The 15273-nt window shown below is 57.8% G+C and carries 8 protein-coding genes and 1 CRISPR repeat array; of the genes, 1 reads left to right on the top strand and 7 read right to left on the bottom strand.

Annotation, left to right across the window (positions count from 1 at the left end):
• Positions 1 to 248: 248 nt before the first annotated feature.
• Complete coding sequence (locus tag BLU18_RS14450) at positions 249 to 599, bottom strand: hypothetical protein (RefSeq protein ID WP_092636146.1); 351 nt, start codon at positions 597 to 599, stop codon at positions 249 to 251.
• Positions 600 to 1055: 456 nt separating this feature from the next.
• Here BLU18_RS14450 and BLU18_RS14445 point away from each other — a divergent pair, with 456 nt between their 5' ends.
• Positions 1056 to 4388: a DUF5817 domain-containing protein gene (locus BLU18_RS14445; protein WP_092636144.1), complete on the top strand. Its 3333-nt coding sequence runs from the start codon at positions 1056 to 1058 to the stop codon at positions 4386 to 4388.
• Between the two features lie 596 nt (positions 4389 to 4984).
• Here BLU18_RS14445 and BLU18_RS14440 read toward each other — a convergent pair.
• The 6 genes from BLU18_RS14440 to cas5b form a co-directional block, all read right to left on the bottom strand.
• Positions 4985 to 5332: a DUF6788 family protein gene (locus tag BLU18_RS14440; protein WP_092636142.1), complete on the bottom strand. Its 348-nt coding sequence runs from the start codon at positions 5330 to 5332 to the stop codon at positions 4985 to 4987.
• A 171-nt stretch (positions 5333 to 5503) separates the two neighbouring features.
• Positions 5504 to 9933: direct repeats of the CRISPR family, unit length 30 nt; unit sequence GCTTCAACCCCACGAGGGTTCGTCTGAAAC.
• Between the two features lie 104 nt (positions 9934 to 10037).
• The gene (gene cas2, locus BLU18_RS14435) at positions 10038 to 10298 is read right to left on the bottom strand and encodes a CRISPR-associated endonuclease Cas2 (protein ID WP_092636140.1); all 261 of its coding nucleotides are present in this window, start codon (positions 10296 to 10298) and stop codon (positions 10038 to 10040) included.
• 1 nt (position 10299) lies between these two features.
• Positions 10300 to 11295 carry a type I-B CRISPR-associated endonuclease Cas1b gene (gene cas1b, locus BLU18_RS14430; protein WP_092636138.1) on the bottom strand — a complete coding sequence of 332 codons (996 nt, stop codon included), beginning with the start codon at positions 11293 to 11295 and terminating at the stop codon, positions 10300 to 10302.
• Between the two features lie 2 nt (positions 11296 to 11297).
• Positions 11298 to 11846 carry a CRISPR-associated protein Cas4 gene (locus BLU18_RS14425; RefSeq protein WP_092636136.1) on the bottom strand — a complete coding sequence of 183 codons (549 nt, stop codon included), beginning with the start codon at positions 11844 to 11846 and terminating at the stop codon, positions 11298 to 11300.
• Positions 11843 to 14476 carry a CRISPR-associated endonuclease Cas3'' gene (locus BLU18_RS14420; protein ID WP_092636134.1) on the bottom strand — a complete coding sequence of 878 codons (2634 nt, stop codon included), beginning with the start codon at positions 14474 to 14476 and terminating at the stop codon, positions 11843 to 11845. The genes BLU18_RS14425 and BLU18_RS14420 overlap by 4 nt, the downstream gene beginning before the upstream one ends.
• Entirely contained in the window at positions 14476 to 15273 is a 798-nt protein-coding gene (gene cas5b, locus BLU18_RS14415) for a type I-B CRISPR-associated protein Cas5b (RefSeq protein WP_092636132.1), read from the bottom strand. The genes BLU18_RS14420 and cas5b overlap by 1 nt, the downstream gene beginning before the upstream one ends.

Raw genomic sequence — 15273 nt, 5'->3', positions numbered from 1 at the left:
ACGTCTACGCCAACTTCGACACCCACGTCTACGCCAACTTCGACACCCACGTCTACGCCAACTTCGACACCCACGTCTACGCCTGAGTGTTCACCACCTTATCCGGGGGGAAAACCTGACAAGTGCAAATAGGTAGAATAGGATCAGTCCCATAGCGCTAAGTTTGGACTGCTCGGATTATTCTCCGTTCACAATTTGTGAGCGCCACGACAAGTTGAAGGCATAGTCCGTCGATAGTGGGCGCTGGCTCACGCCGAAATGCGCCCGCGTATCCGACGGTCGATGCCCCACCCGATGCCGAGACTGCCGGCAATCACGAGGAGACCGAGCCACGAGAGTATCGCCTGATTGAGAAGGGATAACGGAATTCCGACGGCGAACAGGCCCCACTGTAGGGATTCACGCGTCTCTCCATTTCGGTAATGAGAGATGACCGGGACGAGAAGACACAGTCCGCTGAGCACCCCGATGAGAAGGCCCATCGAGACGCGATACTCACCGAGTGCCAGCATCGGGGCGTCGGAAATCACGAGGGCACCCACACCGACGAGTACGAGGAGGATTCCGGGGCGGAAGAGAGTGGGCTCACTGGAGGGCATTGCATCCTGCAGTGACGATGGCCGTGACAAAAATGTATGTTACCGAATTTAGAGTCGAGAGATGGCCGTGATTGAGGTACTTTCGCCACCGTGTGGATCATCTCTCCCCTCCGCTGTATATTATATTCTAGAAATATCCTGAGCGAGTAAAACGTCTGACGCCGGCGGGCATTTTAAGGCGCCGCAAGGAGATTCATCGGTCAAGGCACAAGACAAGCTAACCGCTCATAGCGTTGGGGAAGAACCCCAGCCCGAACTGGCATTCGGACTGGGGAATAAGGTATGGATGGGAGTCCGTACCTCTTCTTCCGCAACCCATGGACAAAACGTTTGCCCCTCATCGTGAGCTGCGCGTAGCGTCAGCGCTGTCTGTTGGCGCGATGAGAGGGGCGAGCATACCCATGGGCACGACGGCCCGTCGAGCCGTCAGCGCGCAAGGTCGGCGTCCGCCCCCTAATGGACGAGGACACTACTGGTTCCCCCGAGAGCGATGCTCGCCCCCAGTCCGACCCGCGATACTCCGTCGTCGGTTGTCGACGCTGTCAGAGCCACTGGATCGTCAATAATCTCGATCTTCACGAGCAGGTTCAGTGTGCCAGTTGTGGCGCTGTCTGGCAGACCGATCGGCTCCAGCCCCGCGCACAGGCTGACGACCCCGACGTCGCTCGTGAACTTCGGGCACGTATCCTTGCTGATCGGGCTGGCGAAGCCGACCGCTACGCGGCCGTCGATGACTACGGTGTCCTCGAGGAGCAGGTCTCTGAGTACTTTGGCCGGCAGGAGGCGCTCTTCGCTACCGACGCCGATGCACAGCTGGCTGAACACCGGCAACAGTTCGAGACACTCGCGGATGCATACCTCGAGCAGGAATCACGGCGCTTCGAATCTGCCGCCGAAGCCTATCTCGCCCGTCGCGACCGGTGGCTCGAAGCAGAAGCTGAGGCTGTCCTCGGCCAGAGTGACCAGCGCTACGCCGACGCTGTCACCGAGGAGGTTGACCAGGATCTCTTCGATATCGACGTCGACGAGGCGTCCGTCACCCTTGCTCGTCCGGGACAGGCCCGTGTCGACGCCGTTCAGCTCACTCGCGTCGGCCCCCAAGTGAGCGACTGGCTCCCCGACCTCTGGACACAGTTGCTTCCCCAGACGACCGACCTTGCTCGGGAGATCGCGGACGAACACGATGGTTCCGACGCTACCGCTCTCGCTGAGGCCTGTGGTGTTCCGATAGCCGTTACGACTGGAGATCACCAGGAGGCGATCGCCGCCGCCCAGCAGTACGTCACGCTCCTCGCCGCACACACCCGCGCTGAGACGGCCGCTAGCGACGCCCAGAACGAGGACCGTCGAGAGGCTCTTACGGCCATCGGGACTGGCCAAGACCCTCTCAACAGCGGGCTGGACGCACTCGTGGCTGGCCCTCTCGCGCTACATGCTCAGCGCGATCGAACGATCCCGATTACGCTCACCCTTGACCCTGCTTCGTGGCAGGAGGCCCCGAAATCGACGCGGGAGCGTGCGCTGAAGATTCTTACCTACCTTGCAACGGTCTTCGACGTTCGGGTGGTGTGTTGCTCGCAAGCAGCCGAACGCGCGCTCCGAGAGCACTCCGAATGGGTGGCGGCACATCTTACTGAACCCGAGGACGGGTCCCGACAAGATGTGAGTGCTGAGGATGACACAGGAACGTCCCACGCGGCCTACGAGGCCGCCCAGCAGTTCGCGCCAGGCGATGGGCATCTTCGGGTCGTCGACGCGCTCCGCGACGCTGAGTCGCGCCAAGCACGGACTCTTGCCGACGATCCCGATGTCGACCTTGCAGCCGGTAGTATCAGCGCGTACCTCGGTCGTCTCGAGACCGCAGGGTTCGTCGATATCGACCGCTCCGGAACGTACCACGTAGTCTCGCTGACGCCGTTAGGCGACGCTCTCTCGACGTTGATCACCGAGGACTACGATGTCCGCCACCCCGAACAGGCCGCACTTATCGAAACGTCCTCCCGTCTTAGCGCCCCCCGACAGGATCTCACAAGTACAGTGTATCGCGCCGGGGAGGCGTCTTCCCCACCCCCCGGTGACCCCGCCGACGGCGGTGGCTCTCCTCCCACACCGGAGGAGTGGCTCACCGCGACCGGTAAGATCGAGGACGGTGCCGACTACGTGCAGTGGCTCGGTGGACCAGAATCCGGCGGTGTAATGGACAGCTGGGGCATGCACAGCCGGCTGACAGCACCTGTTCGTGAACAGGGGGTGACACTCGTCGATCACGAGATCGATGCGCTCGACGACGGCCGTGTCGGCTACCTCTCCTGTTTCGATGACACCACACTTGCAGTCGTTCAGTGGGGCGGCCCGCTGGCAACCTTGGTACGTCTCTCGTCGATCTTACTCAGTGACAAAGCGTGGGCGCGGCTTCTGAATCGGCAGGCCCTGGGTGATGACCTCCAGGAAGCGTACGACGGTGCATTTGATGACGCCGTTGAGGACGTCCTTCGATACGCGTCGCAGGTCGGCTGGCTCGGCGAAGAGCAGGAAACGTGGGCGGGGCTTCGTGACCGGCTCCAACACGTACGCGATGGGGTCCTCCGCCGACTGGGTGAGCTGGACGATGGCGATACGGAAGCCCGAACGGAACTGTTCAAAGACGCCCACGGCCTGTTCGCGACGGCGACGCATCTCTACGCTGCCGCTGGCCTCGACCTCCAGATCACCGTTCGACTCCCGGACGTTGACCAACTCCGACGGAACTCGCAGCGCCTCCGCAGCTTTACGCAGTTCTTCCGACATACGATCCCGAAATCGGCCGGCTACGGGACTCACAACGCCTATCGAAACCTGATCGAGGACCGCGAACCCAAACTCAAGCGCCGGATGAGCGTGGACTTCGATCCGACCGAGCCCCTCGCCGATCTAGTCGCCGACTGGGTCATCGTCGGCCCTGACGCATCAGTGCTCCAGCCGGAGCTCCGCGGTGCTCTCGAAGCGGCGAACGACGACGTCCGCGAAGCGATCGCCCAGGGCGACGAGGAAACCTTCGGGCTCTCGGTCCCGGTCCATGTGGCGAACGCCTACCCTGGCATTCGTGCCGTTCTCGAAACACACCTCGAACGCAAAGGATTCCAAGCGAGTTCAGAACTCCGGGAACTCACTCATGTTCTCCAGTCCGTGCTCGCCACCGATGATCGGGGGGCGAGCCCCTACGATGTCGCTACTGTCTGTCTCCACCTTGCGGCGGCCACTCATGACAGCCAAACCCTTGGGGTCACGGACCTAGAACATGGTCTCGCACAGCTTCCATCGGACCGTCTCGTCCCGACGCTCCCGCCGTCGGCACGTCGGCTCCTCCAGACGATCCTTGAGGCGAGTGAACCGCTTTGTACGAGCCAACTCGTCGACGAAGCTGGTATCTCCCAGCGTTCTTACGACCGCCATCGGGAGGTGCTTGAGGCAGTCGGCTTCCTCGACCAAGACGACGAGAGCCGATGGGAATCCCGACTGATCCCGTGGTGGTCGCCGTTTTGGACGCCCGTTCCAACGCCGGGGACCCCTGATACTGTCGACGAAGCTCTCGTTGCGATCTGTGAGGATCTTGGTCTCGTCAACGATGTGGGTGACAGATCGTCGTCCCCCCAATCTGGGAATCTATCTGGACGACAGAGTGACCGAATCGGCCCAATCGTCCGGGCACATTTTGATGCTATAGAAACAACGGATTCGTCTCAAACAGCGAGCATTCAGATCGGCCCGCTCCCACCTGGTGCTGACGACACTCAATCCACGCTGGCATGATATGTTAGATCGAGGCTGAATTCTCGAGAGTATCCATTGAGGGAGTCACACAACGGTCCGCGTACTCGGTTCTCTACTCCCGGATTCGTTCAGGATCACCTAGTGATACGATATGAAAACGGGGACATGCCGCGCAGAACGCGGCGGGACGAGGGGCATGTCGCGGCGACGCGATGGTCTCAGTTAATCATGCCACTGTGTCGATGCTGACTCTCGGATTGGGCCAATCCGAAAGCCATGCATTCTATTTTCAAGTTGTTATCATAAATCTTGGTATGGTATAGCATGATTTCCGGCAGATGGACGACCGTCGAGAGACGTGTCGGTAGCTGTCGTGAGTGTCTTCGGTAGTGGAAGGACGACAACTACACGCCTTGAAAATGGAGGTCATATCCACGTTGATCACCCCTTCTTATCAGCCTACTCTGCGATCGTCTCACTCTTCAGAGGGCAGACGGCGACACCCCGACCGTCGAGTGTAAATACTCGAAATCAGGAATTAGAGTGCTTGTATGAACCGAAACTATTTCCGGTATCCATTTTGAGTCTTGGGATACCCCCCGTACCGTCAGGTTCTGGACCGTCTCGAGTCATCCTTACTCACTTCCCGGTTTCCCGACGTACTCTGATTTCATCGTTCCATTATCACGATAGTAGCGATAGAAGTACGGGCCGTGCATATCTTGGGGATTCCCGCTGGCGCATTTGCAGCTGTTGTCGCCGCATTTGACCTTCTCTTTGACGACAGTTCCCTTCCCTGACTCATCGGGCTCGTCGACGGGTTCGGCTATCTCGGGAAGCTCGTCGGTGTCAACCGGCTGTTCGCGATACTTGATGAGTGCCTTGACGTAGGATTGGATCTCTCGAAGCGTCTCCGTATTCTGTTTCGGGAGTCCCTCCGCGAGATACTTCGGGAGAGAGTCAGGCGGTGATGGCTGCTCCATACCTTATGTAACAAATTGCGCCTTATTAACCTTCATATGACACATAAGGTGATCGGATCCCCAACCGCTGTGAGCTATGCGGCGAGTACTCGAGGTCGTAGGAACAATTTCTCTATCTTGTATCAGTTGGCAGATCTATTGCGGCGGCTTACTGGACGTATCGGAGGCTAAGCTTCAACCTGACGAGAGTTCGTCTGAAACTGTACCAAGCCGGTCATCACAAGACCAGCAATCGCGAAGCTTCAACCCCAGTAGGGTTCGTCTGAAACATCACTATCGCCAGCCGAGTTGGTCGCCCGCACACGGCTTCAACCCCACGAGGGTTCGTCTGAAACGGGTTGATGCCCTTCATGTGATAGAGCACCTGGAAGCTTCAACCCCACGAGGGTTCGTCTGAAACTGAGATATTCGCGGCAGTCCGCTTTCGTCCAGTCGTGCTTCAACCCCACGAGGGTTCGTCTGAAACTTGATAACAGTCTTCTGGAGGCTCTCCTACTTCATGCTTCAACCCCACGAGGGTTCGTCTGAAACGTGGCGGACGAACTTGTAGCCGTCCACGTTGTGCCAGCTTCAACCCCACGAGGGTTCGTCTGAAACACGTGGGCGGCAACATCGACCCGTCCGACCCCGTGGGCTTCAACCCCACGAGGGTTCGTCTGAAACCGCCGCGAGTGACCTCCGTGTCGTCACGGACGATGCTTCAACCCCACGAGGGTTCGTCTGAAACGGCGCGCTCGCAACTCCAGACGGTCGGCAACGAAGACGCTTCAACCCCACGAGGGTTCGTCTGAAACACGGCCTCGGAGCGGCCGCGGCGGTCGCGGCCCTCGGCTTCAACCCCACGAGGGTTCGTCTGAAACCTCGTGGGCGCCGAACTCGACCCACTCCATCGACGTGCTTCAACCCCACGAGGGTTCGTCTGAAACGCGACGTGCCAGGTGCCGCCGTTGGTGAGCACGCGGCTTCAACCCCACGAGGGTTCGTCTGAAACCGCCCCGTCACAATAGTATTATGGTCGGTATCAACGCTTCAACCCCACGAGGGTTCGTCTGAAACAATTGCCACCGGCGGGCTACCAGCCGACGTCCTCGAGCTTCAACCCCACGAGGGTTCGTCTGAAACCATCTCGACGCTCGGGGACGGCAACGCGTCGGCGATGGAGCTTCAACCCCACGAGGGTTCGTCTGAAACCCTGTTCAACCCGGAGACAGGGTTGATGTATCTCGGCTTCAACCCCACGAGGGTTCGTCTGAAACGACTCGCCCATCGATGTGGGAGGGATGCCGGAGCCGGCTTCAACCCCACGAGGGTTCGTCTGAAACGTGCGCCCCCGACTTCGTCGCGGACCACTTCCCCGAGCTTCAACCCCACGAGGGTTCGTCTGAAACGATCTCAATTCGTCCGTCGTTGATACGGCAGTTGGCTTCAACCCCACGAGGGTTCGTCTGAAACGCACACGGTCTCATCGACTCGATGGACGCCCCGCGAGCTTCAACCCCACGAGGGTTCGTCTGAAACTAACTCGTGGCGACGTGCGCGGGTGTCTCTCATGCGCTTCAACCCCACGAGGGTTCGTCTGAAACCGGCTCGAAGACGCAAAGGGGGGCAGAACGTGGCGGGCTTCAACCCCACGAGGGTTCGTCTGAAACTCGTGGCGCTTAAGGTCAAATGGAGCGTCGGCGGTGCTTCAACCCCACGAGGGTTCGTCTGAAACTATAGCGGGCGTCGGTCGCATCCGCGCCGAAGTTGCTTCAACCCCACGAGGGTTCGTCTGAAACAGAGCGACGATAGGCAGTATGGCCTATACGCACTTGCTTCAACCCCACGAGGGTTCGTCTGAAACTGAGCGCCCCCGTCACCTACGACTGGGATGAAGTTGAGCTTCAACCCCACGAGGGTTCGTCTGAAACGGCATCAGACGACCACCTCGGGACGCTCAGGGTCGCTTCAACCCCACGAGGGTTCGTCTGAAACGCGTCTCCCTCACGGTGGAATGTGACGGGTCGATGGCTTCAACCCCACGAGGGTTCGTCTGAAACAACACACCTGCAACCTCGCCCCCGGTGATTAGCCATGCTTCAACCCCACGAGGGTTCGTCTGAAACAACGTAGTTGACGACGTATAGATTTATGTTGATTGCTTCAACCCCACGAGGGTTCGTCTGAAACGTCTGCATCTTGCCCGGCCACGACTCTTGGACGTCGCTTCAACCCCACGAGGGTTCGTCTGAAACAATGGCAGAGTGACAAGAGCTGCAACGTATTGTGAGCTTCAACCCCACGAGGGTTCGTCTGAAACCGCAACAGCTCCATATGCCGCGTAAGCGTTTCCGCGCTTCAACCCCACGAGGGTTCGTCTGAAACCGGGCTCTTCGAGAAGCACCCCGTCGCGGGGCAGGACGAGGCTTCAACCCCACGAGGGTTCGTCTGAAACGGCGAACGTGCTGGGCTTTCTCGTGGCCGTCACCTGGCTTCAACCCCACGAGGGTTCGTCTGAAACGGTTATAGTACCTCGTGGGCCACCGACAGAAAGCTTCAACCCCACGAGGGTTCGTCTGAAACTGTATCGAGTATCGTACCTGTTCCTGCTCGTTTTCGGGCTTCAACCCCACGAGGGTTCGTCTGAAACATCCCGAAGGTGCAGGGGATGGAAATGGCTCCCGACGAGGCTTCAACCCCACGAGGGTTCGTCTGAAACTGTATCGAGTATCGTACCTGTTCCTGCTCGTTTTCGGGCTTCAACCCCACGAGGGTTCGTCTGAAACATCCCGAAGGTGCAGGGGATGGAAATGGCTCCCGACGAGGCTTCAACCCCACGAGGGTTCGTCTGAAACTGGCTTCGCCCCGAGGAGGTCGACGACCTGCTCGACGCTTCAACCCCACGAGGGTTCGTCTGAAACGTCGGTGGTGCGCGACCGTCTGCCCCTCGTGGCGGATGCTTCAACCCCACGAGGGTTCGTCTGAAACACCTATTTACCTGAAGCCCCCGTACGTCTATTCGTGCTTCAACCCCACGAGGGTTCGTCTGAAACCTTCCAGCGATTCCCGAGCGTTCGTCGAGGTGGCTCGCTTCAACCCCACGAGGGTTCGTCTGAAACTGCCGCGGCCGGGACCCGCGACCATCTCGTTCACAGCTTCAACCCCACGAGGGTTCGTCTGAAACGAAGTGGGCGAGGCGGCGGCGTCGCTATTCTCGCTCGCTTCAACCCCACGAGGGTTCGTCTGAAACAACGCGCCAAGCGCGCCATCGCCGAACGGTTGGTGCTTCAACCCCACGAGGGTTCGTCTGAAACGAGGCCACGCGCTACTTCCAGGAGGCGTTCCCGGACGCTTCAACCCCACGAGGGTTCGTCTGAAACTTTTGCACCACCACGGACGTCAAGCGGAGGGTGGGGGCTTCAACCCCACGAGGGTTCGTCTGAAACACCCGATCCTCGGTTCCGTCGTTGCGAGGAGATCGTGCTTCAACCCCACGAGGGTTCGTCTGAAACAACACCGGCGCGGTGCGGTCGAAGCAGTACATCAAGCTTCAACCCCACGAGGGTTCGTCTGAAACTTTCTCGACGTGGACGGAGCGATAGACCTCACCCTCGCTTCAACCCCACGAGGGTTCGTCTGAAACCGACGACCGGGCCGGACCGGGGTGGCCCGGAAATAGCTTCAACCCCACGAGGGTTCGTCTGAAACGACACCAGTGTCCAGCCAAACCAGAGCAGCCACGCTTCAACCCCACGAGGGTTCGTCTGAAACATGTCTCGGTGAGGTGCAGCCTGACGACTCTGACCGGGCTTCAACCCCACGAGGGTTCGTCTGAAACTCCCTGTCTGCCCCGAGAACGCGGGGGGATGCCGATGCTTCAACCCCACGAGGGTTCGTCTGAAACGTGGATTTGCTGATATTTGGTGACGACAAGGCGGCTTCAACCCCACGAGGGTTCGTCTGAAACGGTGACTGGAGAAGGGACGCTCATCAAATCGGGATGGCTTCAACCCCACGAGGGTTCGTCTGAAACCGAGTCAGGACTTGTGGGGCGTTCTGTTCATCGCGGGCTTCAACCCCACGAGGGTTCGTCTGAAACTCACTCCACCCGATTGACGACCTCGATCAACTGGAGGCTTCAACCCCACGAGGGTTCGTCTGAAACACAGTCCCGCTGGTCGTCGCTCTCTGACAGTTCGCTTCAACCCCACGAGGGTTCGTCTGAAACGTGCATCACGAGCTCAGGATGCCGGCGGCGAATCTCGCTTCAACCCCACGAGGGTTCGTCTGAAACATTATCTAAATCGGGGCGCACCCGCGTCGAAAACACGCTTCAACCCCACGAGGGTTCGTCTGAAACGCCGTCGAATTTCGTCACGCCGTCGATGTTAATTTGGCTTCAACCCCACGAGGGTTCGTCTGAAACCACGGCCGCCCCGATTTGGCCCGGCAGACGGCGGACGCTTCAACCCCACGAGGGTTCGTCTGAAACGTCGCGCCTTCGAGGGTCGTTTGTCCCCCACCACCGCTTCAACCCCACGAGGGTTCGTCTGAAACATGATGCGGTCGGACGTGACCGACTGGACCCCGGTGCTTCAACCCCACGAGGGTTCGTCTGAAACCATGCCACATTTCGGGGGCATACGCCTGCTAACGCATAGATACAGTAAAGAGCTTCCGTCAACCCTCAATAGGCCGTATTCCCCGTGGGGGTCGACGGAACTCGCTATAGAAATCGCTGGTCTTCGGTCGGATCGTCGCCATACACCGTTCGATTCAGAAGTGTATCGGAGGATAATTCATAGATGATTGTTGACTCACCGGGATTTAGCAGGTCATCGACCTCGTTTTTCAGCGTCGCCAGATCGCCTTCTGAGATTTCACCTTCGAGTACTGAGTTCTGGACATGGGTCAAGTACCGTCGGCCGAGCTTGAGGGCCTTCTGCGTACGGTCGGCCTCCAAATCGTAGACCATCACGACGTACATGTTACCACCACCGTTGGAACGGATCGTATTCCTCACCAGTGAGTAGGTGTTTCTTCAGTTTGTAGGCTTCAAGTCTCATGAGGTATTGATAGCTAACTTTTCGGTTCAGCGATGGATGTTCAACAGTTCGCTCTAGTGTTTCCTCGAACGCCTTCGTGTACGTTTTTCGCCCGGACTCGTTCAGTAGACAGGAGCCGAGTTCCGTCTCAAAGTCGGTATCCGAAATCTGGTTTCGGTTCACTAGCCGGAACAGGACTCGATCAGCGAGTACTGGTTTGAACAGGTCGGCGATATCGAGCGATAACGAGTACCGTCGTTCCCCTGGCTCGTGGAGGTAGCTGATCGTCGGATCGAGTGCAGTCGCCCGGATCGCCGAGACGCAGTTGGCATAGACCAGCGAATTGCCGAATGAGATGAGACTGTTAATCTCGTTGGGTGGTGGATTGTACTCCCGTCGGCTGAGCTGGAATTCGCTTGGAAGGATCTCGTTGAAACTCCGGTAATAGGCTTTTCTCGCCGTTGCCTCGACACCCAGTAGTTCATCAACTGGAAGCGATTCGTTGACCCGTGCGGCCGCAGCCTCCAGATCCTCAATGACATCGTCGAGATCGTAATCCCGACCGTTGTAGTAGACGACGTTCGTCCGCATATTGTGGATGCTCCCTCGCACAATCGCGGCGGCGAGCTGGCGTCGGTGCTCGCTATCCTCGTAGGCGCGTACTTGGTTGACGACAGTCTTTCCCGAAGTCTGACCGCGCTTCGGCATCACCGACCCCGAGTAGTAGTCTTCCCAGCCGAAGACGTGGAGTGCGACCGTGCGATCGTTGAGAAACGACATCAGTCGCGTGTTGAAATCGATCTGGCCGTGGAGGAAGAACGCCTCGGCGTTCTCGACTGGAATGTACTGTTTTTCGCCGCCGTCGTCGGGTACGAGTCTGAGCGTGTCGTCGCTTCGTTCGAGTCGGCCGTCGGAAAAGACGTGGTAGTTTCGATCCATGATTAACACCAACAGAAATCGTGGTACGCACACGAGTCACAGAACGGTTTCTCCTCCGCTGGTGGCGGGGAGGACTGTTCGACGACGTCGTGAATCCCGCGGATCGCTGTTTCGACTTTCTCTACCCGTTCGTCGGTGAGGTCGACCGGCTCCCGTTTGCGTTCTCGGGGATGGGCCAAGATGCCGTCTCGCTGGATGTCGGCCACATGGTTGAGATACCAGAGGTAGTACGACAGCTGCATCTCGGCTGGCTCGGTCAGCGTTGAGGAGGGTTTCACCTCGACGACCCGACCGTCATCCAACAGATCGAGTGAGATCATCCCAAGACTGAGGTTCTCTCGTTTGTCGCTGTAGGCCGTGTCGTCAACGCGAGTACCGCGAACGACTGTCGGGTTCTCGCGGTCGATTTCGAGATTTCGGCTCTCGAACCAGAGTTCGCGCTTGCAGACGTAGTAGTACTGCATCATCACACCTGTGACTCGAAACGGTTCGTCGACCGGCTCGCCGCGGGCCGTTGCCAGTAGGCGCTCGACTGGATCTGTGTTGGTCATATAATCCGTCTCTCTGCGGTACTGTCCGGAATAACGAAGCCAGTGTTCTGGTCGAAATACTGGCTCAATCCGTGTTCGCGGACATCGAGACACAGTACATCCGTATCCTCGTGAACCTGATTCAGTTGTCCGATTTTTTCCTCCTTATCGGATTCACCACGGTAGATCGGCATCGACACGCGTAGCTCTTTGAGTTCATCCATCAGTCGACGAACACGGTCGAACTCGTAGTGCTTCCACGCATCACGTACCTGTTCTACCTGTCTCCGTTCGGCTTCAGTACGACAAATGATGATGTCCACTGCGTTTCGCTGATCGATCAGCGATAGCTCTCTCAATTTATCTCCACGTAGATCGTCGATATACTCGACGTATTCCTGTTTACCGACGTTTTTGTCGGCGTGCAGTCGTCGATAATATTCTGTGACCGCTGTGCGGGCAACCGCTGTCTCCGAAAGGGGAGTATCAGCTTCACGTACAGAATCTAACGTTTCGGCTGCAACGGGAAGCAGTGTCGCTCCGCGGTTATAGACTGCCTCTGCCGGCGTTTTTTTCTGCTCATCCGGAACATCGAGCCACCAGATGACGACCCGCCCTTGTTCTCGTTCAAACGACCGATTACAGCGACCGGCCGCTTGGACGATACTGTCGATTGGAGCCAAGTCACGGTAGACGCGGTCGAAGCTGATGTCAACACCGGCCTCCATGAGTTGCGTTGAGACTGTGATGAGACCGTGTTCGTCGTCGGTGAGCTCTTTCGCTGTTTCGATGAGTTTGAGCCGATCTAGCGGACGGAGGCGCGTCGAGAGGTGGAGTATCGATGCATCGCTTTGGTCTTTGACGCGATCAGCGAGGGCTTCCGGATCGATGTTAACTGTCGTATCGGCAGTATCGAGTTCGTCGGCATAGATATTCCCAACACTCAGGAGTGAACCTCGGGAACCGGTTAGTTCGTCAAAGAGTGCGCGCGCACTGTCGATTGTGTTGCAGACGGCAAGCGTTGACGCTCCAGCATCGACCGCACTGAGCAGTTCGGCTCCTGCGTCGGGGTATGCTTTCGGCTCGGATTGGGTTTCGATATATCGTTCGGCCGATACATCGAGTTCGTACTGAACGCGTTCGGTCGCCTCAAAGTATACATCCGGATCATCGACCAGTTCGCTTACGTTGTCTATTCGCTCGGTTGCTGCATCGAACAGCTGTGGCTGCGTGGCGGTCATAGCGATCACCGTCGCGTTGTACTGTTCGGTAAGCATTGTAACGAGGCGAGGGACAAGCTTCCACCAGTCAAGTGGTAGACTCTGTGGTTCATCGAGGATCACAACGCTGTCACGGAGTGCGGAGATCTTCATCGACTGCTTGTTGGCCGGGCCGGCAAGGCTTTCGAACAACTGCACGAACGTCGTCACGGTAAGCCCTGCCCGCCAACTTTCGGCGAGCATCCCGGCCACATCATCGTTCCTGTCTGCCTTCTCGGCGTCTGCGTCGTCTTCGTCGATGATTTTGGTTTCCGAGAGGTGGTGGTGAGCCGTCAGCAACCGACTGAGGGTATCAGTCTCGTAGATTTCTTCGACCTCATCGACCACCTGATCAATGATACTGGTAAACGGCAACGCGTAGACGATACGCTCGCCGCCGAGTTCATCACGGATCGTCTGTGCAGCCGATAGCCCGGAGAGCGTTTTGCCCATACCGGTCGGCAGTGTGAGTGTTGCTACGCCGCCACCCTCCTCGGCAAACCCTTCCGCGTTCGCTATGACTGCTGATCGCGCGCGTGAACGATAGTGGTTCAGTCGCTCCGTTCTGGATCCCTCCGGATCAGCAGGCGACGATGATTCGAGATCGTCAACGTACTCGTCTAATACCTGCATTGACGGCAATTCTGCTTCGTAGGTTGTCCCCGAGCTAGCGTCCCCACTCCGGCTTGCTGCACTCGTCTTATCCGCGAGCACAAGCGATCCCCAGCATTCGAGAATCAGTCCATAACAGGAATCGGACAGCGAGTCACGACTGATTGTCGTCCCGCTTTCCGTAGCAACAGCAGCGGAAATCTCGTTGAGAAGCTCCTTGTACGCCTGTCGGAATTGGTCCCATGATCCGTCGCTATCAGTTGCATCGTCGAAAATATCGGACGCAAGCTCAGGGACATGTTCCTCGATGTCGTTCAACTGCATAGCGATTGCTGCCTGTTGCTGTTCGGCGTTGGTCTGAGCGGCCCCCGTTGAGTTCTCCGAATTGTACGCACGGTCGTAGATGTACTGAGTCACATCCGGAAGCCGACTGTGATGTTTGGCAACCGCGACGAAGCCGGCCAGACAGGTCTCAGTTTCAAACCCCTGTGCGTCGAGAGCATAATACGCTGCGAACGAGCCAATTGGAGCATGGTGTCGACACAGTTTGTACTCCGGCTCAGTATCGTGTTGAAGGTACTCCTGAAAGAACGTCGTTGCTTTCCCGAAGTCGTGGACATAGGCAAGTGTTTCAACGACTCGCTGTACTGACTCACCTTCAGGGGTTGTCGCCCCGTCGGGAACGACTTCGTTTGCTCGTTTGGCAACATCATCCAGATGGTCGCGGAGATAAACACCCTCGTGATCGTCTTCGGGTGGGTGGGAGTACCGAACAGACATCAGACAAACACCACGGTTCGACCGTCGACACGGGCAGTAGGCGTGTTGGCAACTTCGAGGGTCGCGGCGTCGGGATTATAGGCATAGTTCGTAAAGCCCGTAGTCGTCCGACCACCTGAGTCTGATTCCATGAACGCTGGTGATTCCTCGATCTGACAACGCGTCCCAGCATCAAGAACGACATTGTCGACCGCATTCGGCACGGCTGAATCGATCTCAATAATGTCGTCTTGAGGGCCGTCCTCAATATCGAACTCGCCGTGATACTCAATATCCGCGAGGTGCTCTGAAAGCCCGAGACTCGGTACATAGTGGGATTCGCCTGCGGCAAGCGTTTCACGCAGTTCGGTATACCACTCCTCGTCGGCGAGTGCGATATCGATACGGTAGGCCGGATCGACCAGTACCTCGTAATTGTGTTGTTGCCGGAGAGTCGTCGGATCAGGTAATTTAACACTGATCTTACCATGACTATTGAGTGACTGTAGATTTCCGGCAGCAGTCGAGAGCGTGTTCATCGGCATGTTGACTGTTCGAATCTCACGAACAGGCTCAATTGCGACTGCCGAGTTATTGGATGCGAACAAGTCGTAGTAACCATCCCGTTTGATTCCAAGGACTGCTGCGAGGAGTCCAGCAACAGTTGTTCGTGGGATGATTCGATAGGTTTGCTTGACGATGTTACCTTCGATCCGCCGGAAGTGACCCCACGGGCCACGAACAGTAAACGAGAGACAGCGATCAGGCTGGTAGCTGTCTTCGCCGTCCGACCAGCTGTCCAGCGATTGTTGGGACAT

Origin of the sequence: Haloplanus vescus (genome assembly GCF_900107665.1) — an archaeon.
Taxonomy (GTDB): Archaea; Halobacteriota; Halobacteria; order Halobacteriales; family Haloferacaceae; genus Haloplanus; species Haloplanus vescus.
This window is presented reverse-complemented; position numbering and strand designations above follow the sequence as displayed.